This is a genomic window from Herbiconiux moechotypicola, from assembly GCF_024979255.1.
Lineage (GTDB): Bacteria > Actinomycetota > Actinomycetes > Actinomycetales > Microbacteriaceae > Herbiconiux > Herbiconiux moechotypicola.
Map to the genome: position 1 here is coordinate 335,505 of NZ_JANLCN010000002.1, position 22,434 is coordinate 357,938.

Annotated in this window: 20 protein-coding genes; 18 read left to right on the forward strand and 2 right to left on the reverse strand. The window is 71.3% G+C overall.

The genetic code is table 11. The features are described 5' to 3' along the window. The first annotated feature begins 68 nt into the window (after positions 1-68). From N1031_RS04325 to arfA, 11 genes are all read left to right on the forward strand, one after another. The gene (locus N1031_RS04325) at positions 69-1,328 is read left to right on the forward strand and encodes an APC family permease (protein WP_259478357.1); all 1,260 of its coding nucleotides are present in this window, start codon (positions 69-71) and stop codon (positions 1,326-1,328) included. A 242-nt stretch (positions 1,329-1,570) separates the two neighbouring features. Then, positions 1,571-1,660 carry a K(+)-transporting ATPase subunit F gene (kdpF, locus tag N1031_RS04330; protein ID WP_259478358.1) on the forward strand — a complete coding sequence of 30 codons (90 nt, stop codon included), beginning with the start codon at positions 1,571-1,573 and terminating at the stop codon, positions 1,658-1,660. Beyond that, positions 1,661-3,334 (forward strand): potassium-transporting ATPase subunit KdpA, encoded by a 1,674-nt coding sequence (gene kdpA / locus N1031_RS04335; protein WP_259478359.1) that lies wholly within the window; start codon positions 1,661-1,663, stop codon positions 3,332-3,334. It begins immediately after the preceding gene. 2 nt (positions 3,335-3,336) lie between these two features. After that, complete coding sequence (gene kdpB / locus N1031_RS04340; RefSeq protein ID WP_259478360.1) at positions 3,337-5,409, forward strand: potassium-transporting ATPase subunit KdpB; 2,073 nt, start codon at positions 3,337-3,339, stop codon at positions 5,407-5,409. A 60-nt stretch (positions 5,410-5,469) separates the two neighbouring features. Next, on the forward strand, positions 5,470-6,075 hold the full coding sequence (gene kdpC / locus N1031_RS04345; RefSeq protein WP_259478361.1) for a potassium-transporting ATPase subunit KdpC: 606 nt from the start codon (positions 5,470-5,472) through the stop codon (positions 6,073-6,075). A 70-nt stretch (positions 6,076-6,145) separates the two neighbouring features. Beyond that, positions 6,146-7,171, forward strand: a complete 1,026-nt coding sequence (locus tag N1031_RS04350; protein ID WP_259478362.1) for a LacI family DNA-binding transcriptional regulator — start codon at positions 6,146-6,148, stop codon at positions 7,169-7,171. Between the two features lie 144 nt (positions 7,172-7,315). Further along, entirely contained in the window at positions 7,316-8,584 is a 1,269-nt protein-coding gene (locus N1031_RS04355) for an ABC transporter substrate-binding protein (protein WP_259478363.1), read from the forward strand. A gap of 66 nt (positions 8,585-8,650) precedes the next feature. Continuing rightward, positions 8,651-9,598, forward strand: coding sequence for a carbohydrate ABC transporter permease (locus N1031_RS04360; RefSeq protein ID WP_259478364.1), 948 nt, complete (start codon positions 8,651-8,653; stop codon positions 9,596-9,598). Further along, positions 9,598-10,443 carry a carbohydrate ABC transporter permease gene (locus tag N1031_RS04365; RefSeq protein ID WP_259478365.1) on the forward strand — a complete coding sequence of 282 codons (846 nt, stop codon included), beginning with the start codon at positions 9,598-9,600 and terminating at the stop codon, positions 10,441-10,443. Before N1031_RS04360 ends, N1031_RS04365 begins: the two co-directional genes overlap by 1 nt. An 11-nt stretch (positions 10,444-10,454) precedes the next feature. Then, positions 10,455-11,738 carry a family 1 glycosylhydrolase gene (locus N1031_RS04370; protein ID WP_259478366.1) on the forward strand — a complete coding sequence of 428 codons (1,284 nt, stop codon included), beginning with the start codon at positions 10,455-10,457 and terminating at the stop codon, positions 11,736-11,738. 1 nt (position 11,739) lies between these two features. After that, the gene (gene arfA / locus N1031_RS04375) at positions 11,740-13,257 is read left to right on the forward strand and encodes an arabinosylfuranosidase ArfA (protein ID WP_259478367.1); all 1,518 of its coding nucleotides are present in this window, start codon (positions 11,740-11,742) and stop codon (positions 13,255-13,257) included. Positions 13,258-13,294: 37 nt separating this feature from the next. Here arfA and N1031_RS04380 read toward each other — a convergent pair whose 3' ends face one another. Continuing rightward, the gene (locus N1031_RS04380; RefSeq protein WP_259478368.1) at positions 13,295-14,269 is read right to left on the reverse strand and encodes a sigma-70 family RNA polymerase sigma factor; all 975 of its coding nucleotides are present in this window, start codon (positions 14,267-14,269) and stop codon (positions 13,295-13,297) included. A gap of 218 nt (positions 14,270-14,487) precedes the next feature. On the opposite strand from N1031_RS04380, the gene N1031_RS04385 reads away from it, so the two are divergent. The 5 genes from N1031_RS04385 to N1031_RS04405 all read left to right on the forward strand — a co-directional run bounded on the left by N1031_RS04385 (position 14,488) and on the right by N1031_RS04405 (position 17,944). Continuing rightward, positions 14,488-15,204 (forward strand): hypothetical protein, encoded by a 717-nt coding sequence (locus N1031_RS04385; RefSeq protein WP_259478369.1) that lies wholly within the window; start codon positions 14,488-14,490, stop codon positions 15,202-15,204. Positions 15,205-15,277: 73 nt separating this feature from the next. Next, the gene (locus N1031_RS04390) at positions 15,278-16,123 is read left to right on the forward strand and encodes a YcnI family copper-binding membrane protein (protein ID WP_310795664.1); all 846 of its coding nucleotides are present in this window, start codon (positions 15,278-15,280) and stop codon (positions 16,121-16,123) included. Positions 16,124-16,146: 23 nt separating this feature from the next. Beyond that, positions 16,147-16,803: a copper resistance CopC family protein gene (locus N1031_RS04395; RefSeq protein ID WP_259478370.1), complete on the forward strand. Its 657-nt coding sequence runs from the start codon at positions 16,147-16,149 to the stop codon at positions 16,801-16,803. A 98-nt stretch (positions 16,804-16,901) separates the two neighbouring features. Then, positions 16,902-17,354: a hypothetical protein gene (locus N1031_RS04400; protein ID WP_259478371.1), complete on the forward strand. Its 453-nt coding sequence runs from the start codon at positions 16,902-16,904 to the stop codon at positions 17,352-17,354. Continuing rightward, complete coding sequence (locus tag N1031_RS04405; RefSeq protein ID WP_259478372.1) at positions 17,351-17,944, forward strand: hypothetical protein; 594 nt, start codon at positions 17,351-17,353, stop codon at positions 17,942-17,944. The genes N1031_RS04400 and N1031_RS04405 overlap by 4 nt, the downstream gene beginning before the upstream one ends. 89 nt (positions 17,945-18,033) lie before the next feature. Here N1031_RS04405 and N1031_RS04410 read toward each other — a convergent pair whose 3' ends face one another. Continuing rightward, on the reverse strand, positions 18,034-19,056 hold the full coding sequence (locus N1031_RS04410) for a LacI family DNA-binding transcriptional regulator (protein ID WP_259478373.1): 1,023 nt from the start codon (positions 19,054-19,056) through the stop codon (positions 18,034-18,036). A 115-nt stretch (positions 19,057-19,171) separates the two neighbouring features. On the opposite strand from N1031_RS04410, the gene N1031_RS04415 reads away from it, so the two are divergent. Next, a complete protein-coding gene (locus N1031_RS04415) occupies positions 19,172-21,070 on the forward strand; it encodes a glycoside hydrolase family 127 protein (protein WP_259478374.1) in 1,899 nt (632 codons plus the stop codon). A 56-nt stretch (positions 21,071-21,126) separates the two neighbouring features. Continuing rightward, positions 21,127-22,425, forward strand: a complete 1,299-nt coding sequence (locus N1031_RS04420) for an ABC transporter substrate-binding protein (RefSeq protein ID WP_259478375.1) — start codon at positions 21,127-21,129, stop codon at positions 22,423-22,425. Positions 22,426-22,434 lie beyond the last annotated feature (9 nt).

Here is a 22,434-nt window from a genome sequence, read left to right on the forward strand (position 1 = left end):
AGACACGCTATCGCCACGGGGCGCACCATCGGCGCCGTCCGTTCACCGCGTGCCGCTACCCTGCGGGCATGAGCGACGGTGGTGCGAGAACGCTGAGGCTCGGCGGTGCGGTGTGGATCGGGCTCGCCGCCATGATCGGCGCCGGAGTGTTCGCGGCGTTCGCGCCCGCGGCGGCGGCCGCGGGGTCGGCACCCGCGCTGCTCGGTGCGCTCCTCGTGGCTGGGACCGTGGCGTTCTGCAACGCCTCGTCGACGGCGCAGCTCGCGGCCCGGTACCCGGCCGCCGGCGGCGCCTACGTCTACGGCCGTGAGCGGTTGGGGGAGTGGTGGGGCTTCGGCGCGGGCTGGAGCTTCGTGGTGGGCAAGACAGCCAGCTGTGCGGCGATGGCGCTCACCTTCGCCGCCTACGCGGTTCCGGATGCGGGGGCCGCCCCGCAGAAGGCGGTGGCGGCGCTCGCCGTGGTGGCGCTCGTGGGCGTGAACCTGCTCGGCATCACGCGCACCGCGGCGGTGGCCCGGGTGCTCGTGGTGCTCGTGCTCGGGGTGCTGGCTGTCGTCGTGGCGGCGGGTGCGGTCGCGGCGGGTGGGAGAGGAGGCGTCGGTGACGGTCCCGGCGCCTCGGCGCTCGGCGGCCCGTACGGTGTGCTGCAGGCCGCGGGGCTGTTGTTCTTCGCCTTCGCCGGCTACGCGCGCATCGCCACCCTCGGCGGCGAGGTGCGTGAGCCTGCCCGCACCATCCCGCGGGCCATCGGCATCGCGTTCGCGGTCGCCTTCGGGGTGTATCTCGCGGTGGCCCTCGCCGCCCTCGCCGCACTCGGGCCCGAACGGCTCGCGGGTTCGGCCGATCCGCTCTCGGCGGTCGTGACGGCCGCGGGATGGGGGTGGGCGGCGCCGGTCGTCGGCGTCGGGGCGGCGCTGTCCTCGCTCGGGGCGCTGCTCGCGCTGGTGGCGGGTGTCGGTCGTACGGCCTCGGCGATGGGCCAGGAAGGCGACCTCCCGCGCATGCTGGGCCCTGTGCATCCGCGCCACTCGGTGCCGGTGCGGGCCGAGCTGGCGGTGGGAGCCGTGGTGCTCGTGCTGGTGCTGGCCACCGACCTGCGCGGGGCGATCGCCTTCTCGTCGTTCGGGGTGCTGCTCTACTACTTCGTGGCCAACGCGGCGGCGCTCACGCAGCCGGCGCCCGAGCGCCGGTACCCGCGTGCACTCGCCGTGGTGGGAGCGGTCGGGTGCGTGGTGCTCGTCGCCGCGCTTCCGCCGGTGGCGGTGCTCGTGGGGCTCGCCGTGCTGGGGCTGGGCTTCGGAGGGCGGGCACTGCTGCGCCGCGCCTGAGCGGGCCGTCGCCTGAGCACGCCGTGAGGATGGCGTGTGGATTCGTGCCCGCGCGGCGGCGGCGGCGTCAGGATCCCGTGAGGACCGGCTCCGCGCCGTCGTCGCGTTGACAGGATCGGACACCGAGCGCGCCACCGCGGTGCGCCGGATGGAGTCGTACTCGTGTTGGACCTGGTGTCTGTGCTGGCGATCGCCGGCCTCTTCGCCGTCGTCGCGCTCGTGGCGTGGGGGGTCGAGAAGCTGTGATCGTCTTCGAGATCGTCGCCGCCGTGCTCGGCGTCGCCGCCGTGGCGTACCTCGTGGTCGCCCTCGTGAAGCCGGAGAGGTTCTAGATGGAGATCTGGCTCGCCGTCGCGCAGTTCGCGACCCTCGCCCTCATCCTCGCCATCGTCTACCGCCCGCTCGGCGACTACCTGGCGCTCACCTTCACCTCGGGCCGGCACCTCCGCGTCGAGCGCGGCCTTTACCGGGTCGTGGGTGTGGCCCCCGACTCCGAGCAGACGTGGGGGGCCTACCTCCGCGGGGTTCTGGCCTTCTCGTTCGTCGGTGTGGTGATCCTCTACGCCATCCAGCGACTGCAGGCCGTGCTGCCGATGTCGCTGGGCATCCCCGCGATCCCCGAGGGGCTGTCGTTCAACAACGCCATCTCGTTCGTGACGAACACGAACTGGCAGTCCTACTCGCCCGACGTCACGATGGGCTACGCGGTGCAGATGGCCGGACTGGCGGTGCAGAACTTCGTCTCGGCCGCCGTGGGCATCGCCGTGGCCGTCGCGCTCATCCGGGGTCTCGCCCGTCGCTCGACGGGCACCCTCGGCAACTTCTGGGTCGACCTCACCCGGGCGACCGTGCGCATCCTGCTGCCGCTGTCGTTCCTCGCCGCGATCGCACTCGTCATCGGCGGGGTGGTGCAGAACTTCGCGGGGTTCACCGACGTGACCACCCTCACCGGGGGCACGCAGTCGATCCCCGGCGGCCCGGTGGCGAGCCAGGAGGCCATCAAGGAGCTCGGCACCAACGGTGGCGGGTTCTTCAACGCCAACTCCGCGCATCCGTTCGAGAACCCGAGCGGCTGGACGAACCTGTTCCAGATGGTCCTGATGCTCGCCATCCCGTTCTCGCTGCCGCGCACCTTCGGCGCGATGGTCGGCGACAAGCGGCAGGGCTACGCCGTGCTCGCGGCCATGGCCACGATCTTCGTGGTCTCGCTCGCGGCGGTGACCACCTTCGAGCTGATCGGCTCCGGAACCGCGCCCGAAGCGGCCGGCGGCAGCTTCGAGGGGCGCGAGCAGCGTTTCGGCATCTCGTTCTCGGCCCTGTTCGCGGGCGCCACCACGCTCACCTCCACGGGTGCGGTCGACTCGATGCACGACAGCTACACCGCGCTCGGCGGCATGATCCCGATGATCAACATGATGCTCGGCGAGATCGCGCCCGGCGGCGTCGGATCGGGCCTCTACGGCATGCTGGTGCTCGCCGTCATCACGGTGTTCATCGCGGGGCTGCTCGTGGGCCGCACTCCGGAGTACCTGGGCAAGAAGATCGGGCCGCGCGAGATCAAGCTCGCGAGCCTCTACATCCTCACCACCCCCACGCTCGTGCTGGTCGGCACCGCGCTGAGCTTCGCCATCCCGGCGATCCGGGCCGACCTCGAGTCGACCTCGATCTGGAACCCGGGGCTGCACGGCTTCAGCGAGGTGCTCTACGCCTTCACCTCGGCCTCGAACAACAACGGCTCGGCCTTCGCCGGCCTCACCGCCAACACCCCGTGGCTGAACGCCGCGCTCGGCGTCTGCATGCTGCTCGGCCGCTTCCTCCCCATGGTGTTCGTGCTCGCGCTCGCCGGCTCGTTCGCCGCGCAGGGCAGGATCCCCGCCACGGCGGGCACCCTGCCCACCCACCGCCCGCAGTTCGTGGGCCTCCTCGTGGGCGTGACCGTCATCGTGGTCGCCCTCACCTACTTCCCCGTGCTCGCGCTCGGGCCGCTCGCCGAAGGACTCGCCTGACCATGACCGCCCTCACCCCTCAGATCGTCGCGGGACTCCCCGGGGCGTTCCGCAAGCTCTCTCCGCGCCAGATGTGGCGGAACCCCGTCATGTTCATCGTCGAGGTGGGCGCCGCGCTCACCACGGCGGTCGCGCTCGCGCAGCCCCTCCTCGGGGGCGACGCCGCGTCGATCGCCTTCACCTGGGCCATCGCCGCCTGGCTCTGGCTCACCGTCGTGTTCGCCAACCTGGCCGAGGCGGTGGCCGAGGGCCGCGGCAAGGCTCAGGCAGCGACGCTCCGCGCCACCCGCACCAGCACCCTCGCGACCAGGGTCGTGAGCTACGACGGAGACTCCGACGCCGCAGCCTCGACCGCACGCACCGAGCGGGTCGCGAGTGCCGAGCTGCGCCTCGGCGACGTGGTCGTGGTGGCGGCGGGAGACCTCATCCCGGGCGACGGAGACGTCGTGTGGGGCATCGCCTCGGTCGACGAGTCGGCCATCACCGGTGAGTCGGCGCCCGTGGTGCGGGAGTCCGGCGGCGACCGCAGCGCCGTCACCGGCGGCACCCGGGTACTGAGCGACCGGATCGTGGTGCGCATCACCTCCAAGCCGGGTGAGACCTTCGTCGACCGCATGATCCGCCTCGTCGAGGGGGCGTCGCGCCAGCGCACCCCCAACGAGATCGCGCTCAACATCCTGCTCGCGAGCCTGTCGATCGTGTTCGTGATCGTCGTGCTCACGCTCGGGCCGATCGCCGGCTACTCCAACGCCACCCCCACCCTCGCGGTCATGATCGCCCTGTTGGTGTGCCTCATCCCCACCACCATCGGGGCGCTGCTCTCGGCCATCGGCATCGCCGGCATGGACCGCCTGGTGCAGCGCAACGTGCTGGCCATGTCGGGCCGCGCCGTCGAGGCCGCGGGCGACGTGACCACGCTGCTCATGGACAAGACCGGCACCATCACCTACGGCAACCGCCGCGCCAGCGAGTTCCTCGCCGTCGACGGCGGCGACCCCGCCGAGCTCGGCCGGGTGGCGGCACTGGCCTCGCTGAGCGACCCCACCCCCGAGGGCAAGTCGATCGTCGACCTCGCCCGCGAGCGGGGGATCGCCGTGCCCGCCACGGTCGACGCGGTCGTGGTGCCGTTCAGCGCCCAGACCCGGATGAGCGGGGTCGACTTCGCCGACGGCACGATGATCCGCAAGGGCGCCGGCTCGGCCGTGCGCGCCTGGGTGGAGCAGGACGGGAGGGTGGCGAGCACGCTTCTCGCCGAGGTGGAGGAGCAGGCCGACCGCATCGGCGGGCTCGGCGGCACCCCACTCGTGGTGGCCAGGCGTTCGCCAGGCGCCGCCGCCGAACTGCTCGGCGTCGTGTACCTGAAAGACGTGGTGAAGCCGGGCATCGCCGAGCGGTTCGCCGAGATGCGGGCCATGGGCATCCGCACAGTCATGGTGACGGGCGACAACCCGCTCACCGCCGCCGCCATCGCGAAGGAGGCCGGGGTCGACGACTTCCTCGCCGAGGCCACCCCCGAGCAGAAGCTCGAGCTCATCAAGAAGGAGCAGGAGGGCGGGCGGCTGGTCGCCATGACCGGCGACGGCACGAACGACGCCCCGGCGCTGGCGCAGGCCGACGTGGGAGTGGCCATGAACACGGGCACCTCGGCCGCGAAGGAGGCCGGCAACATGGTCGACCTCGACTCCGATCCCACGAAGCTCATCGACATCGTGGCCATCGGCAAGCAGCTGCTCATCACCCGCGGTGCGCTCACCACCTTCTCGATCGCGAACGACGTGGCGAAGTACTTCGCCATCATCCCGGCCATGTTCGCCGCGGTGTTCCCGGGCCTGGGGCTGCTCAACATCATGCAGCTGCACTCGCCGGCGTCGGCCATCCTCTCGGCGGTCGTCTTCAACGCGCTCGTGATCGTGGCCCTCATCCCGCTCGCCCTGCGCGGGGTGAAGTACCGGCCGATGCCGGCCTCGCGCATCCTCACCCGCAACATCCTCGTCTACGGGCTGGGCGGGGTGATCGCGCCGTTCATCGGCATCAAGCTGATCGACCTCGTCGTCAGCCTCATCCCCGGGTTCTGAGCGCGCCGCGCCGCCCGACCGTCTCGACAGTCTCGACCGTCTCGAAAGGACACAGTCTCCATGGCCTCATCACGCGGGTTCGCCCGCCCCTACTGGGTGGCGCTCCGGTTCATGATCGCCGCCACCGTCGTGCTCGGCATCGCCTACCCGCTCGCGGTGTTCGGCGTCGGCCAGCTGGTCGCGCCGGCGCAGGCGAACGGCAGCCTCATCGAGGTCGACGGCGAGACCGTCGGCTCGGCGCTGATCGGTCAGTCGTTCACCGATGCCGAGGGGGCCGCCCTCCCCGAGTGGTTCCAGTCCCGCCCCTCGGCGGCGGGCGACGGCTACGACGCGGCGGCCTCCTCGGGCAGCAACCACGGGCCCGAGAACCCCGATCTGATCGCGGCGATCGAGCAGCGCAAGGCCGCGATCGCCGAGGCCGACGGGGTCGACCCCGCGAGCATCCCGATGGATGCGCTCACGGCCTCGGCCTCAGGGCTCGACCCGCACATCAGCCCGGAGTACGCCCGCCTGCAGGTGGCGCGGGTGGCCGGAGCCCGCGGTCTCGACCCGTCGGAGGTCGCCGCCCTCGTCGAGCGGTTCGTGCAGCCGGCCGACCTGGGCTACCTCGGCGAGCCCACGGTGAACGTGCTGCAGCTGAACATCGCGCTGGCCCGGCTCGACTGACCCGCGCCGCGCGGCGGGTGCTCGATCTACAACGTTGTATGATCGAGCACCGACTGCGAAAGGGGCGAGGATGGCGGCGACGCTGCACGACGTGGCCCAGCGGGCCGGTGTGTCGATCAAGACCGTCTCCAACGTGGTCAACGACTATCCCCACGTGAGCGCGGTCACCCGCGCCAAGGTGCTCGAGGCCATCGACGAGCTCGGCTACCAGCCGAACCTCTCGGCCCGCAGCCTCCGCTCGGGGCGCAGCGGCGTGATCGGCCTGGTGCTGCCCGAGCTCAGCCTCAGCTACTTCGCCGAGCTCGCCGATGCCGTGATCGCCCGCGCCGAGAAGCACGGCCTCGTGGTGCTGGTGGAGAAGACGGGCGCCGACCGCGACCGCGAGATCGCCGTGCTGTCGAGCCCCAGGATGCGCCTGACCGACGGCCTCATCTTCAGCCCGCTCGGCATGGGGCAGGGCGACGCACCTCTGCTCGCGGTCGACTACCCCATGATCCTGCTCGGCGAGCGCATCTTCGGCGGCCCGGTCGACCACGTGACGATGCGCAACGTCGAGGCGGCCCGCGCCGCCACCGAGTTCCTGCTCGACTCGGGCCGGCGGCGCATCGCGGTGGTGGGTGCGCACCGCGGCGAGGTGCTCGGATCGGCGGCTCTGCGCCTGCAGGGCTATCGCGAGGCGCTCGAGGCTGCGGGTGTCGACTACGACCCGGCGCTGGTCAGCCACACCACGCTCTGGCATCGCTCGAACGGCGCCGAGAGCATGCGCGAGCTGATCGGCGCGGGGGTGGAGTTCGACGCGGTGTTCGGCCTCAACGACGCCCTCACGCTGGGTGCGATGCGGGTGCTGCAGGAGGAGGGGCTGCGCATCCCCGACGACGTGGCGGTGATGGGCTTCGACAACATCGAGGAGGCGCAGTTCGCGGTGCCGAGCCTCTCCACCGTCGATCCCGGCCGTACCGAGATCGCCGAGACGGCGGTCGACCTGCTGGTGGAGCGCCTGGGCGGCGCGGCCGCGCGGCCGCGCGAGCCGAGGGAGCTGCTCGTCGACTTCCGCGTGGTGGCACGCGAGTCGGCCCCGGAGCCCGCCCGCGCGTGAGCTCCCGTCGGCGGCGCGGTTGACAGCGTCGGCACCCGGCGTTACCGTGTCATTTACAACGTTTACTTACAACGTTGTAAACGCACCCGTCCTGACAACGTCGTCCCGCCGTCGACACAGAGGTCGCCGGTAGAAAGGCTCATCATGAAAAAGCTCCTCGCGTCGGCAGCGCTGCTGTCGGTCGCGGCTCTCGCGCTCTCGGCCTGCTCGGCCGACTCGGGTTCGCCGTCGGGTGACGGCCCCGTCGAACTCACCTTCTGGCACGGCTACACCGAGGCCGACGGCGACGTGCTGCAGGGCATCGTCGACGACTTCAATGCCTCGCACGACGACGTGGAGATCACCACCGAGGTGAAGACCTGGGCCGTCATCGACGACACGCTGCTCACCGCGCTGACCGCCGACGAAGGCCCCGACATCGTGGCGATGCCGGGCGAGCGACTGCCCGTCTACGCGTCGAAGGGCGCCTTCGCCGACCTCACCGACTTCTACGCCGACCCCGACTCCAACACGGCGGAGCTCAACCCCCAGGCCGTCGAGATGGAGACCGTCGTGGGCACCCCCTACGGTGTGCCCACCGGCTTCGTGCCGCTCGCGGTCTACTACAACAAGGCGCTCTTCGCCTCGGCCGGAGTCACCGAGTTCCCCACCACCTGGGACGAGTGGGTCGCCGCCGCCAAGCAGCTCACGGTCGACGAGAACGGCGACGGCACCCCCGAGCAGTACGGCATGGTGCTGCCCGACCACGCCACCGTCGCGAACGGTGTGTGGCCGAGCCTGTTCTACGGCAACGGCGGCGACATCGTGGCCGACGGCACGGATGCGGTGATCGACTCGCCCGAGAACGCCGAGACCCTGGAGTACTGGAGCAAGGCCGTCGCCGACGACAAGATCTCGCCCACCGGGGTCGACGGCGTCGGTGCCGACGAGCTGTTCAGCTCGGGCAAGGTCGCCATGACCATCGGCGGCCCGTGGATGGCCTCGATCGCCACCGAGAACGACATCGACTACGGCATCGCGGCCATCCCCGCGGGCCCCGTCGACCAGGCGGCCTCGGCCATCGGCGTGTCCATGGCCATCACGGCTCAGGCCGACGACGCGAAGGTCGCTGCGGCGAAGGAGTTCTTCTCCTACTTCTTCGAGCCCGAGGTCGCCACCGCGTGGTCGCTCGGCTCCGGCTGGCCGCCCCTGCGCACCGACATCCCGGCGGCCGACGTGGAGTCGAACCCCACCGTCGCCGCGCTCACCGCCATCTCCGACACCAGCCGCGCGCTCCTGCCCGGTGTGGTGAACAGCTCCGACGTGCTCACCGAGGTCGACGTGGTGACGCAGAAGGCGCTGGCCGGAGGCGACGTGCCCGAGCTGCTCGGCGAGGCCCAGACGGCCATCCAGGCCGCCCTCGACGACCAGTAACCGCATCCACCGACTCGCGTGCGGGTGGCGGAGAACCCACCGCCGCCCGCACGCCGAAGGACCACCATGACCGCACCCACCGCCTCCCGCCCGCGCTACCGGCCCCCGGCGCAGCTCGGCGGCCGCGGCCCGATCCGCGGCCGGGCCAAGCGCAGGCTGCAGATCGCCGCCTTCCTCGCCCCGGCGCTCGCGATCCTCGCGCTGTTCGTCTTCTGGCCCATGCTCTCGGCGCTGCGCCTGTCGTTCACCGACGCGAGCGGCTTCGGCCGCGAGCAGTACATCGGCCTCGAGAACTACGTCGAGGTGTTCACCGACCCCGACATCGTGCGGTCGATGGGCAACACCCTCCTCTACGCGGTGCTGTTCGCCCCCGCCGCGATCGTGCTGGCGCTGCTGCTCGCCATGGCCATCAACAGTCCCCGGCTGCCGCTGCGGGGCGTGTTCCGCACCTGGCTGTTCCTGCCGTTCATCGTCTCCCTCGCGGTCGCCGCCTTCGCCTGGCAGTACCTGCTCGACCCCCAGGTGGGCCTGCTCAACTACTGGCTGCAGGTGTTCGGGGTGCGCATCGGCAACGTGCTGCAAGACCCCGTGCTCGCAATGCCGACCGTGGCGCTGGTGGCGGTGTGGAAGAGCTTCCCGTTCTACATGATCGTCTTCCTCGCCGGCCTCCAGGAGATCCCCTCGAGCCTCTACGAGGCGGCGAAGATGGATGGCGCCGGGCCGTGGTCGAGGTTCCGTAACGTCACGCTCCCCCTGCTCGGCAACACCACCGGCTTCGTGGTGATCATCGCCACGATCGCCGCCCTCCAGGCCTTCGACCAGATCTACGTGATGACCGGGGGCGGCCCCTACAAGAGCACCCAGACCGTCGTGATGCAGATCTACCAGTCCGGCTTCAAAGACCTCGACCTCGGCTTCGCGTCGGCCCTCAGCTACGTGCTGCTGGTCGCGACGCTCGTGCTCAGCCTGGTGCAGTTCTTCATCACCAGCCGCCGAGAGAAGGACGCCTCCTGATGACCTCGCTCTCCTCCCGCGTCGCGGCCCGCCGGGTCGGTTCGGGCCTGTTCTTCGTGGCCATGCTCGTGGTGGCGCTGCTCGTGCTGCTGCCGATCGTCATCATCGTCTTCACGGCCTTCAAGCCGGTGGCCGAGGTCAACGCCTTCCCGCCCTCGCTGGTGCCGGGCGACTGGACCCTCGACAACTTCACCCGCATCTTCACCGAGCTGCCGTTCGCCCGCCTCATCCTCAACAGCTTCGTCTTCGCCGGCGGGGTGACGCTCTGCGCACTGGTGTTCGACTCGCTCGCCGCCTACGCCCTCGCCAGGATGGACTTCAGAGGCAGCCGGGTGCTGCTGGTGATCATCGTGGCGAGCCTCATGATCCCGTTCCAGGCCACCCTCATCCCGATCTACCAGCTGGTGGCGGAGTTCGGCTGGGTGAACACCTTCTGGGGCCTCATCATCCCGCGGGCGGCGGATGCGTTCGGCATCTTCTTCCTGCGCCAGTTCTTCCTCTCGCTGCCCCGCGACCTCGACAACGCGGCCCGCATCGACGGGGCGAGCGAGTTCCGCATCTTCCGCAGCATCGTGCTGCCCAACGCGGTGCCCGCCCTGCTCACCCTCGGCATCTACACCTTCGTCAACAACTGGAACGACCTGCTCTGGCCGCTCGTGTTCACGACGAAGCAGGAGATGGGCACCATCACCTCGGGACTGACCCTGCTCACCGGCCCGAGCGGCATCGTGCCCTACGGCGTGATGATGGCCGGCTCGCTCATCGCGGTGGTGCCGCTGGCCGTCATGTTCCTCTTCGTGCAGCGGCGCTTCATCGAGAGCGTCGCCAGCACCGGACTCAAGTAGAAGGAGACCCCGTGTCCCGCTGGTACGACGACGGCCGCCTGCACTTCGGCCTCGGCATCGAAGACACCTTCGTGCCGCAGGAGCGCCCGGGTGAGCGCGCCATCGACGAGTACGCACTCACCGACCACGACGAGCTCGTCGAGTCCGACCTCGCGCTCGCGGCCTCGGTGGGGGCGGAGTTCCTGCGCTGGGGGATCCCCTGGTACCGGGTGAACCCCGAGCCCGGACGGTTCGACTGGCAGTGGCTCGACCGGGCGATCGACGCCTTCGAGGCCTCGGGGGTGCGCCCCGTGATCGACCTGCTGCACTACGGAACGCCGCTCTGGCTCGACGAGCAGTTCGCGCATCCCGATTACCCGGCCCGGGTGGCCGAGTACGCGCACGCCGTCGCCGCGCGCTACGCCGGCCGGGTGAGCGACTACACGCCGGTGAACGAGCCGATGATCCACGCGCTGTTCAGCGGGGAGTACGCCTACTGGCCGCCGTACCGCAGCGGTGCAGCCGGACTGGTGGAGCTCACCGGCGCGCTGGCCAGGGGCTTCGTGCTCACCCAGCGGGCGGTGGCCGACGCCCTCGGCGACCGTGCCGTGTTCGTGCACGTCGACGCCACCCTGCGCTACGCGGGCGACGTGGATGCGCCCGAGCACCGCGAGACGGCGGCACGGCTGACCCGGCAGGCCTTCCTCGTCGAAGACCTGGTGACCGGGGGAGTGGGCCCCGCGCATCCGCTGGCCGGCCTGCTCGCCGAGCACGGTCTGGGCGACGACGGGCTCGCCTGGTTCGCCGAGAACGCCGTGCAGCCCGACGTGATGGGGGTCAACTACTACCCGAGGCACTCCACCGAGCTGTTCGAGGCCGGGGTGCACCACGGTGGCGGCTTCGCCGACCCACGACCCACGCTCGACGACGGCACGGCGGGGCTCGTGGCGTCGCTCAGCACCTATGCGGAGCGGTACGGGGCACCGGTGATGCTCACCGAGACCTGCGTGACGGGCTCGGTCGCCGAACGCTGCGCCTGGCTCGACGACTCGGTCGCGGCCCTGCGCCGCGCGAAGGAGGACGGTCTGCCGCTGGTGGGGTACACCTGGTGGCCGCTCTTCGACATGTACGAGTGGACCTACCGCCACAGCGATCGCCCACGCGCCGACCACCTGCTCACCATGGGCCTGTTCGATCTCGTCGAGAACCCCGACGGCCCGCTCATCCGCCGCCGCAACCCGGTGGCCGACCGGTTCGCCGCCTTGGCCGCCGAGGCCGCCGCCGCACCCGCCCCCGCGCCCACCACCGAGGACTGACATGACCACCGCACGACTCTTCTTCGACACGCGCCTGCCCGTGGGCGCGGTCAACCGCCGGCTGTTCGGCTCCTTCGTGGAGCACCTCGGCCGCTCCGTCTACGACGGCCTCTACGAGCCGGGGCACCCCGCGGCCGACGAGCGCGGCTTCCGTACCGACGTCATCGAGCTGGTGCGCGAGCTCGGCGTGAGCGCCATCCGCTACCCGGGCGGCAACTTCGTGTCGGGCTTCCGCTGGGAAGACAGCGTGGGCCCCGTGGCCGAGCGCCCCACCCGGCTCGACCTCGCGTGGCACTCCACCGAGACCAACGAGGTGGGGCTGCACGAGTTCGCCTCCTGGCTCGAGAGCGTCGGCAGCGAGCTCATGCTCGCCGTGAACCTCGGCACCCGGGGCACGCTCGAGGCGCTCGACCTGCTCGAGTACTCCAACCTCGCCTCGGGCAGCGCGCTTGCGGACCGTCGAGCGGCGAACGGCCGCGAGGCTCCGTTCGGAGTGCGGATGTGGTGCCTCGGCAACGAGATGGACGGCCCGTGGCAGCTCGGCCACCGCTCCGCCGACGACTACGGCAAGCTCGCCGCGCAGACCGCCCGCGCCATGCGCGCCTTCGACCCCGATCTCGAGCTCGTGGTGTGCGGCTCGTCGAGCGCGCACATGCCCACCTTCGGCGAGTGGGAGCGTGTGGTGCTCAGCCACAGCTACGACGACGTCGACTACATCTCGTGCCACGCCTACTACGAGGAGAAGGACGGCGACCTCGCCGGCTTCCTCGCCTCGGCGGTCGACATGGACCGCTTCATCGAGACCGTGGTGGCCACCGTCGATCACGTGAAGGCCGTCAAGGGCAGCGACCACGTGGTGAACCTCTCGTTCGACGAGTGGAACGTCTGGTACAACGAGCGCTTCGAGAAGGTCGACAAGATCACCGGCGTCGACAACTGGCCGGTGGCCCCGCGGCTGCTCGAAGACGCCTACACGGTCGCCGACGCCGTCGTGGTGGGCAACCTGCTCATCTCGCTGCTGCGCCGGGCCGACCGGGTGACCAGCGCATCCCTCGCCCAGCTGGTGAACGTGATCGCCCCGATCATGACCGAGCCCGGCGGCATCGCCTGGCGGCAGACCACGTACTACCCCTTCGCGCTCACCTCGGCGCTGGCCACGGGTACGGCGCTCACCACCGTGATCGACGCGCCGGGCTACGACTCGGGCCTCTACGGCGAGGTGCCGCTGGTCGATGCGGTGGCCACTCACGACGAGCAGGCGGGCCGCATCGCCGTGTTCGCGGTGAACCGGTCGCTCGACGAGCAGGTTGAGTTGGAGTTCGCGGTGCCGGCCGGTTACGCGCCCGCGGGCGCGCGGTCGCTGTGGGACGACGACCCCTACGCGGTGAACACCCTCGCCGACCCCGAGCGGGTGGGGATGCGCGACAACACGACCCTCCACGCCGACGAGACCGGCGCGGGGCGGATCGCCCTGCCGCCGGTCTCGTGGACGGTGATCGTGCTGGAGCGCCGCGACTGAGCTGCCGCGCCGCGGCGCGACTCAGGCGCTCGGCGGCTCAGGCGATGAGGTAGTCGTGCAGCGCCTCGTCGCGCAGCATCCCGAGTGCGCGACGCTGGATCTGGCGGGCCCGCTCGCGCGACACTCCGAGCACCTCGCCGATCTGGTCGAACGACATCGGGTCCTCCCCGTCGAGCCCGAACCGCATGCACACCACGCGCGCCTCGCGCGGGGGCAGGGTGGCGAGGGCGGCGGAGAGGTCGGCGTGCTGCAGCGACGCAGCGGCGGCGTCGAACGGCTGCGCCTGCGTGGTGTCCTCGATGAGGTCGCCCAGCTCGGCGTCGTCGTCGCCCACCGGCGTGTGGATCGACACGGTCTCACGACCGTGGCGCATGAGCTCCACCACCTTCTGCGGCGGCAGGTCGACTGCGGCGGCGACCTCCTCGACCGTGGCCTCGCGGCCCAGCTCCACCATGAGCCGGCGCTGCATGCGCGTGATCGACGAGATCTTCTCCGAGGTGTGCACCGGGATGCGGATGATGCGCCCGCTGTCGGCCAGCGCCCGGTTGATCGACTGCTTGATCCACCACGAGCCGTAGGTCGAGAACTTGAAGCCCGCCTGGTAGTCGAACTTCTCCACCGCGCGCACCAGGCCGATGTTGCCCTCCTGGATGAGGTCGAGGAACGGCAGGCCCCGCTCGAGGTAGCGCTTGGCGATCGAGACGACCAGTCGCAGGTTGGCCTGGATGAGCATCCGCTTCGCCGCCTGCCCGTCACGGGCGAGCCACTGCAGCTCGCGGCGGAGGGTCGCGTCCATCACGGGGGTGCCGGCGAGCTTCGCGTCGGCGAGCACACCCACCTCGATGCGCCGGCCCAGGTCGACCTCGTCCTCGGCGGTGAGGAGGGCCGTACGGCCGATCTGGCGCAGGTAGTCCTTGACCGGGTCTTCGGATGCGCCGCGGATGTCGCTGAGATGGGCGCGCGGCTCGGCGTCGTCGATCTCGGGTGCTGCCGGGGTCTGAGTGCGTGACATGTTCATCTCCGTTACTACTTCGACAACTTCTTCACTGGCGACTTGCTGTGCGACTTCGATGTTCGGGTGCCCGTCGTAACGGCAGGCTATGCCCCCTGGCGGTGCCCCCCAAAATGGGGTGGAGGGGGGTTGACAAGAGATCTCTCAACCGGCTAGTGCCTAGTCTATCTAAATACTCGATCGTAAAACTGTCCAGGTCGACCCCCTAGAATCACGGCATGGACGGGCGGATGCAGAGGGTCGCTCGCGGCCTCGTGGCAGCCGCCTTCTCGCTCTTCGTCGCAGCCTTCTCGCACGTGGTGGCGGGTGGGGGCGCTCCCGCCGGTGCGGGGCTGCTGCTGTCGATCGCCTTCGCCTCGATGCTCTGCGTGCTCCTGTCCCGACGTCGTCCTTCGCTGCCCGCGCTCGTGGTGGCGGTCGTGCTGAGCCAGCTGGTCTTCCATCTCTTGTTCGGAGTGGGAGACGGCGGCGGATCGGGCTTCGCCGTCACCTCGGTGGTGCACGGCGACCACGTCATGCAGGTGCTCGTCGCCGACCCGGTGTCGGGTGGTGATGCGCACGGGCACGCCGACCTCGGCATGTGGGCCGCCCACGCGGTGGCGGCCGTCGTGACCGTCGTCGCCTTCTGGCGGGGCGAGCTCGCCGTGCGGCGCCTGCGGGGCCTCGCGCGGGGAGTCGCCGTGCCGGCGGCGGTGCACGCCTTCGGGCGAGTCGCCGCCGCGGCGGTGCGTCTTGCGCGGGCCGGCGGGTTCGCCGGATGCACATCGGCGGTCGTGCACGCGGCGGAGGGGCTCGCGGCGTGGGGGCTCCGGGTTCGGCGTGCTGCCGGCCGGTGGGTTGTGCTCCCGGGGTCGCTGCGCGATCTCGGTGTGGTGTTCTCGCGGCTGCGGTTCAGGGGTCCTCCCGCGGTGGCCGCGCTGCACGGTCTGCGCTGACCCGCCCGATCCTCTTCTTCTCCGAGTGCTGAACTCCGCCGCGGGGTGATCGAGCGGTCTCCGGTGCGCGCGTGTGCGCATCCCGCTCATCCCGCCCGCATCCGGGCGGTTCACCCCACTCTCGAAGGACCTCATGAAGAACTCGTTCGCGCGCGCCGCCGGCGCCGCATCCGCTCTCGTCGCCGGGGCTGCGCTCGCCCTCGCGGCGCCGCTCTCCGCCTCCGCCCACGTGCACGTCGACCCCGCCCAGGCGGAGGCCGGCGGCTACACCGTCATCACCTTCCGGGTGCCCACCGAGTCGGCCACGGCGTCGACCACCTCGGTCACCGTCGACCTGCCCACCGACACCCCGTTCACGAGCGTGAGCTACCAGCCCGTGCCGGGGTGGAGCGCCGTGGTCACCACCGCTGAGCTGCCCTCGCCGGTGACCGTGGGTGACGCCACCCTCACCGAAGCGCCCGTGTCGGTGACGTGGACGGCCGACGACGGCGTGGGCATCCTGCCCGGGCAGTATCAGCAGTTCCCGCTCTCGGTCGGGCCCGTTCCCGACACCGGCAGCGTGCTGCTGCCCACCCACCAGCAGTACTCCGACGGCACGGTCGTCGACTGGGACGAGGAGACCCCCGCCTCGGGCGAGGAGCCCGAGAACCCCGCCCCGGTGCTGTACATCGGTGACGAGGCGCCCACCGAGGGGCACGATCACGAGTCCGCCTCGGGCGTCGGTGCCACCACGGGCACTGACGGTGCCGAGGGTGCCGAGGGTGCCGAGGGTGCGGACGGTCAGGTCGCATCGATCGCGCTGGGCCTCGGCATCGGTGGATTCGTGCTCGGGGCGGGTGCCCTGGTGCTGGCGGCCGCCGCCCTGCTGCGCAGGCCCGGCGCCGGTGCCGGCGCTCGCGGGAACGGTACCGCCCGATGACCGCCACGACGTCTCCTGCGCTGATGTCCCGACGTGCTCGTCTGGCCGCGCTCGTGGCCGCGGCGGCGCTCGCCGCAGCGGGGGCGGTGCTCGTGTCGACGCCGTCTCCGGCCTCGGCCCACGACTTCCTCGAGTCGACGAACCCGGCGGCCGACCAGGTGGTGACCGAGGCGCTGCCCGAGGTCTCGCTCACGTTCAACGAGCCGCCGCTCAGCGACCTCGGGGCGGGCATCGCCGTCGAGGTACATGCGCCCGACGGCAGCAACGTGGCGGGCGAACTCGCGATCGTGAACAGCACACTCAGCGTGCCCGTCACCTGGCCGGCAGCCGGGGGCTACACCGTGCTCTGGCAGACAGTCTCCTCCGACGGTCATCCGGTCTCGGGCGAGTTCGGCTTCGAGTACCAGGGGCCGGTGACCGCGCCGGTCACACCGACGCCGACTCCCACACCCTCCGCGCCCGGCTCCGCGCCGGCATCCACTACCCAGGCGACCCCGGAGACCGGGGCGGCGTCGGATGCCGCAATGTCCACCCCGGCCGCCTCCCCCGGCGACGAGGGCGTGAGCGTCCCGCTCGTGCTCGCGGGCGTGGCCGCCGCGGTCGTGGTGCTCGGTGTCGTGCTGGCCGTGGTGCTCACGGCCTCGCGCCGCTGTCGGCCCGGAGGCCCCTCGGCGGGCTGACCGCTGTTCGGGAGGAGGAGCGGAGGAGCCTCGGCCATGCGGCACGGGGTTGCCCGATTCTCCTCCCGAACTGCTGCGCACTCGGTAGCCTGTCTCGGGTGGGCTTCTCACCGATCGGGCTGATCGTGAGTCTCGCCGTGCTCGCACCGAATCTCCTCCTGCTGCCGTTCCCGCCGCGAGACCAGCCGGCCGCGCGGCGGATACCGCCTGTGCTCACCTGGGTCGAACGCGCCGGGCAGGGGCTGTGCCTGGTCGTGCCCGCCATCACCGAGCCCGGAGCCGTCGTGTGGTGGTGGGCACCCGTGGTGGCCGCCGCCCTCGCGGGCTACTGCGCGCTGTGGCTGCGCTACCTGCTCCGCGGGCGGTCGCACGCCCTGCTCTTCGAGCCCGTGTGGCGAATCCCGGTGCCGATGGCGCTGCTCCCCGTGGTCGCCTTCCTCGCCACCGCCGCCTGGCTCGGCAACCCCTGGATCGCGCTCGCCGCCGTCGTGCTCGCGGCCGGTCACATCCCGATCTCCCTGCTCACCGCCGGCGCGACGGCCTCGCGGTGACGGCGCCGAAGGAGAGCGGTGGCGACCGGGTCGAGCTCTGGTGGCTGCCGGTCGGCGCGGGAGGGCACGTCGTGGTGCACACCAGCCGGTGGTGGGAGCTCCTCCGTGCCCGCCTCGAGCGCCGGCCACCCCGCCCGCTGTTCCACGCCGCCCTGGAGCTCTTCGTCGGCGACCGCCGCTACGTCATCGAGATGACGCCCGCCTGGGGCCAGCCGTCCGCGGCCCGCGGCGTCGTCGTGTCGGGGCCGGTGGGCCTGCGCCCGCTCGGCCGTCTCCGACTCTTCCGCTACACGATCCGCGCGTGGCCCGAGGGCGTGCTCCCCGACCGGGGCTACGCGGTCTCCACCCCCACTGTCATCCCTCTCGCACGTTCCGTGGCGAATGAGCTCCTCGCCGAGGTCTCCCGCGTGCCGGCCCTCACTTGGGGCCGTCGACCGACCGACGCCGACGACATGTGGAGCAGCAACTCCGTCGTCTCCTGGCTCCTCACCACCGCGGGCCTCGACGCCACTCGCCTCAGCCCACCGGCAGACGGCCTAGCCCCGGGTTGGTCGGCCGGCATCCTCGTCGCCACCACCACACGCCGCTGACGCGGCCACCGTCGGTGCCTCCCGTCACGGGGTGGCGCGCGGCACGAGGCACCATCCGCCGCTGACGCGGCCACCGCCGGTGCCCCGCGTCACGCGGTGGAGCGGCGCACCAGCGAGAAGGCGGCGGTGTGCACGTCGACCGGGGGCGCCTCGTCGGCGGCGGCACCCCCGGCGGCGGCCGACATGCGGAGCACGAGCAGGTCGACGGCGGTGCGGGCCACCCAGTCGCGACCGGAGTCGACGGTGGTGAGCCCGGGCACGGAGTAGGCGGCGTCTTGCACGTCGTCGAAGCCCATGAGCGCCACGTCGTCGGGCACGCGCAGCCCGTGGTGGGAGAGCTCGCTCATGGCGCCGAGCGCTATGGCGTCGTTGAACCCGAACACGGCGTCGAACGCGGCGCCCGAGGCGAGCAGGCGCCGCACGCCGTCGGCCCCGCCGGCCCGGTTCCAGACCAGCGGCCCGATGGTCAGCGCGGGATCGACCGGCAGCCCGGCCTCCGCGAGGGCGCGCAGATAACCGTGCTGGCGCTGGGCGGCCGCGGTGGGGGAGAGGTCTTCGTCGAAGCCCAGGGCGGCGATGCGGGTGTGCCCGGCGTCGATGAGATGGCGGGTGGCGGCGTGTGCGCCGGCCTCGTTGTCGACGCTCACGAAATCGAACCGGCCGCGGTGCACGCGGTCGCCGATGAGCACGGTGGGCACGTCGATGCGGGCGGAGTCGATGTCGGAGGGCTCGAGCGCGAGCGGGCCGAAGATGAGTCCGTCGACCGATCGCCCGCGTGAACCGTTGAGGATCTCGAGCTCGTGCTCGCGGTCGCCGTCGGTGACCTCGACGAGCACGTTGAGGTCGTGCAGTTGCGCGGCCGAGACCACGGCCTGCGCGAGCTCGGCGAAGTACGGATGCGCGAGCTCGGGGATGGCGAGGCTGATGGTGCCGGTTCTGCCCGAACTGAGGTTGCGGGCCGAGATGTTCATCTTGTAGTTGAGCTCGACCACGGCCGCCTCGATGCGCGCGCGGGTGTCGGGCCGCATGTAGCGGTAGCCGTTGAAGTAGTTCGAGACGGTCTTCTTCGACACCCCGGCCCGTGCCGCGACATCCGCCATCGTGGCTGCCATCGCACCAGGTTAGTACATCGGTGCACTTTTTCTCTTGCGGTCTAGTACACCGGTGTACTACCGTGGGCCGGGCACACACCGTGCCACACGACGATCCCGCTCGATGAGGAGTCCCATGGCCCCCGCAGTCCACACCGTGGCCGCCCCCGCCGTTCCCGCCGCCCCCACCGCGCGGCGCCCGCTCGACCTGCGGGCGATCACGCTGAGCGGTGGCGACCTGCTCGGCGACTGGCAGCGGCTGAACCGCGAGGCCACCATCCCGCACTGCATCGAGCGCCTCGAGACCACCGGGGTGATGGACAACCTGCGCCGCCTCGTCGGCGAGTCCGACGCGGAGTTCCGCGGCCCGCTCTTCGCCGATTCCGACCTCTACAAGACGCTCGAGGCCATCGGCTGGGAGGCCGTGCGCACCGGGTCGACCGAGTTCGACCCCTTCGTCGACGAGGCGGTGCGCCTGCTCACCGACGTGCAGGAGCCCGACGGCTACCTCGACAGCTACTACCAGGGCCCCCACGCCGGCGAGCGGTTCACCGATCTCCCCCAGGGCCACGAGCTCTACAAGCTCGGCCACCTCGTGCAGGCCGCCATCGCCTTCGCCTATGCGGGCCGCGACGACCTGCTCGCCCTCGCCCTCCGCTACGTCGAGCTCGTGCACACCACCTTCGGCGAGGGCGCCCGCGGCGACCTCGACGGCCACCCCGAGATCGAGACCGCGCTGGTCGAGCTCTCCCGCCTCACCGGCGACCCCCGCCACCGCGAGCTGGCTCGCCGCATGGTCGAACTGCGCGGCCACCGCACCATCGGCGAGGGCGCCTTCGGCGGCGCCTACTACCAAGACCTCGTGCCCGTGAAGGAGGCCAGGGAGGCCACCGGTCACGCCGTGCGCCAGCTCTACCTGCTCGCCGGCGTCGCCGACCTCGAGCTCGACGACCCGGCCTCGGGTTACGCCGACACCCTCGACGCCCTCTGGCACGACGTGCACGAGAAGAAGCTCTACGTGACCGGCGGCCTCGGCTCCCGGCACCGCGGCGAGGCGTTCGGCGACCCCTACGAGCTGCCCGCCGACCGCGCGTACTCCGAGACCTGCGCCGCCATCGCGAACCTGCACTGGAACTGGCGGATGCTCCTCCGCGGCGGCGACGCCCGCTTCGCCGACGAGATGGAGCGCGGCCTCTACAACGCCATCGCCGTCTCCACCTCGGTCGACGGCCGCTCCTACTTCTACTCCAATCCCCTCCAGCTGCGCACCGGCCACGACCACGAGGAGGACGCCCCGTCGACCCGCCTCGACTGGTACAACTGCGCCTGCTGCCCGCCCAACCTCGCGCGTCTGCTCTCCTCGATCACGGCCTACCTGGCCACCGAGACCGATGACGCGGTGCAGCTGCACCTCTACGCCACCGGCGAGATCGCCCTGGGCGACGGGGTCACCGCCACCGTGCGCACCGAGCTGCCGTGGGACGGCCGCGTGGAGATCAGCCTCGACGGGCCCGCTCCGAAGGCGCTCGAGCTCCGCATCCCCGCCTGGGCCGAGGGCGCGACGCTCGCGGTCGACGGCGGCGAGCCGCAGGAGGCGGCGCCGGCGAACGGATACGCGCGGGTCGAGGCGGGAGCGCGCAGCATCGTGCTCGAGCTGCCGGTGACCACGGTGATCGAGACGGCGCACCCCTGGGTCGACGCTGCCCGGGGCACGGTCGCCGTGCGCCGCGGCCCCGTCTACTACGCGCTCGAATCGGCAGACCTCCCCGAGGGCCTGACACTCGAAGACGTGGTGCTGCCCGCCGACCCCCGCCCCGCCGACGGCGGATGGGACGACGCACTCGGCGTGCCGGTGCTCGCGATCGAGGGTGCGAGCCGCCGACCCGCGGCCGGCGCCCTCTACGCGGCCCGCGGTCGCGCATCCGGAGCCGGCTCGCCCGGCGCACCCGAGCTCGGCGCGCTGCGCGCCATCCCCTACTTCCGGTGGGCGAACCGCGCCCCCGGAGCCATGCGCGTCTGGCTGCCCACGAGCTGAGCAGCCGGATGCGGCCGGCTCGCCGGCCAACCCTTACACACGAGAGGACACACGCAATGAGGCGTCACACCACACTGCTCGTCGCGATGACGGCCGTCGCCGCCACGGCGATCGGGCTGAGCGGATGCTCCAGCTCCGGCTCCGACTCCGGAACCGGCGAGGCATCCGGCACCATCAGCGTCTGGACCCGCGACTCGCAGGCCAGCTTCATGAACAAGCTCGCCGACGAGTTCAACGCCACCCACGACGACCTGAAGGTCGAGGTCACCCTCGTGCCGGCGGCCGACTTCGTGCAGAAGTTCGGCACTGCGGCCGCGGGTGGCAACGCGCCCGACGTGGCCTCGATGGACCTCGTCTACGCGCCGTACTTCGCCTCGGCCGGAGCCCTGGCCGACATCACCGACCGGGTCGACACGCTGCCCTACGCCGGTGACATGAGCCCCGGGCACACCGCGCAGGGGCAGTACGAGGGCAAGACCTACGCGCTGCCGTTCACCGGCGACGTGTCGGTCATGTACTACAACAAAGACCTGTTCACGGCAGCCGGACTCGACCCCGAGACGCCGCCGACCACCATGGCCGAGGTGCAGGCCGCCGCGGAGGCGATCACGGCTCTCGGCGACGGCGACTACGGCTTCGCGTTCTCGGGCGCCTGCGGCGGCTGCAACATCTTCTCGATGACGCCCTACACCTGGGCCAGCGGTGGCAACGTGCTCTCCGATGACGGCAAGGACGCCCTGCTCGACAGCGCCGAGGTCACCGACATGCTCACCATGTACCGCGACCTCTGGCAGGGCGGCGCGATGCCCGAGCTCGTGCAGTCCGACAGCGGCTCGAACGCCGGAGACGCCTTCAAGCAGGGCAAGGTGGGCATCTTCAACTGGGGCAACTTCTACCTCAGCTCGCTCACCGACCCCACCGAGGGCGCCCAGTTCGACTGGGGTCTGGCGCTCATCCCGGGCGCCGAAGCCGGCCAGACCGGCTCGTTCGCAGGCGGCGACGACATCGCCATCACGGCGGGCGCGAAGAACCCCGACGGCGCCTGGACATTCCTCGAGTGGGTCACCGGCGACGAGGGCCAGAAGGTGATCGCCGACAACGGCGTCATGCCCACGAGGCTCGACCTGCTCGACAGCCTCTACGTGCCGCAGGACCCGCGCTACGAGGTGTTCGCCGAGGCGCTCGCCGTGGCGAAGGTGCCCTACAGCGTGATCGAGAACGAGCTGTTCAACGACTCCAACGGCGTGTGGTCGACGATGATCCAGGAGGCCGTGTTCGGCTCCGGCACCGTCGAAGAGGCCCAGGCCAAGGCGCAGAAGGCGGCGCAGGCGCTGCTCGACGAGTCGAACCAGTAGCAGTATCCG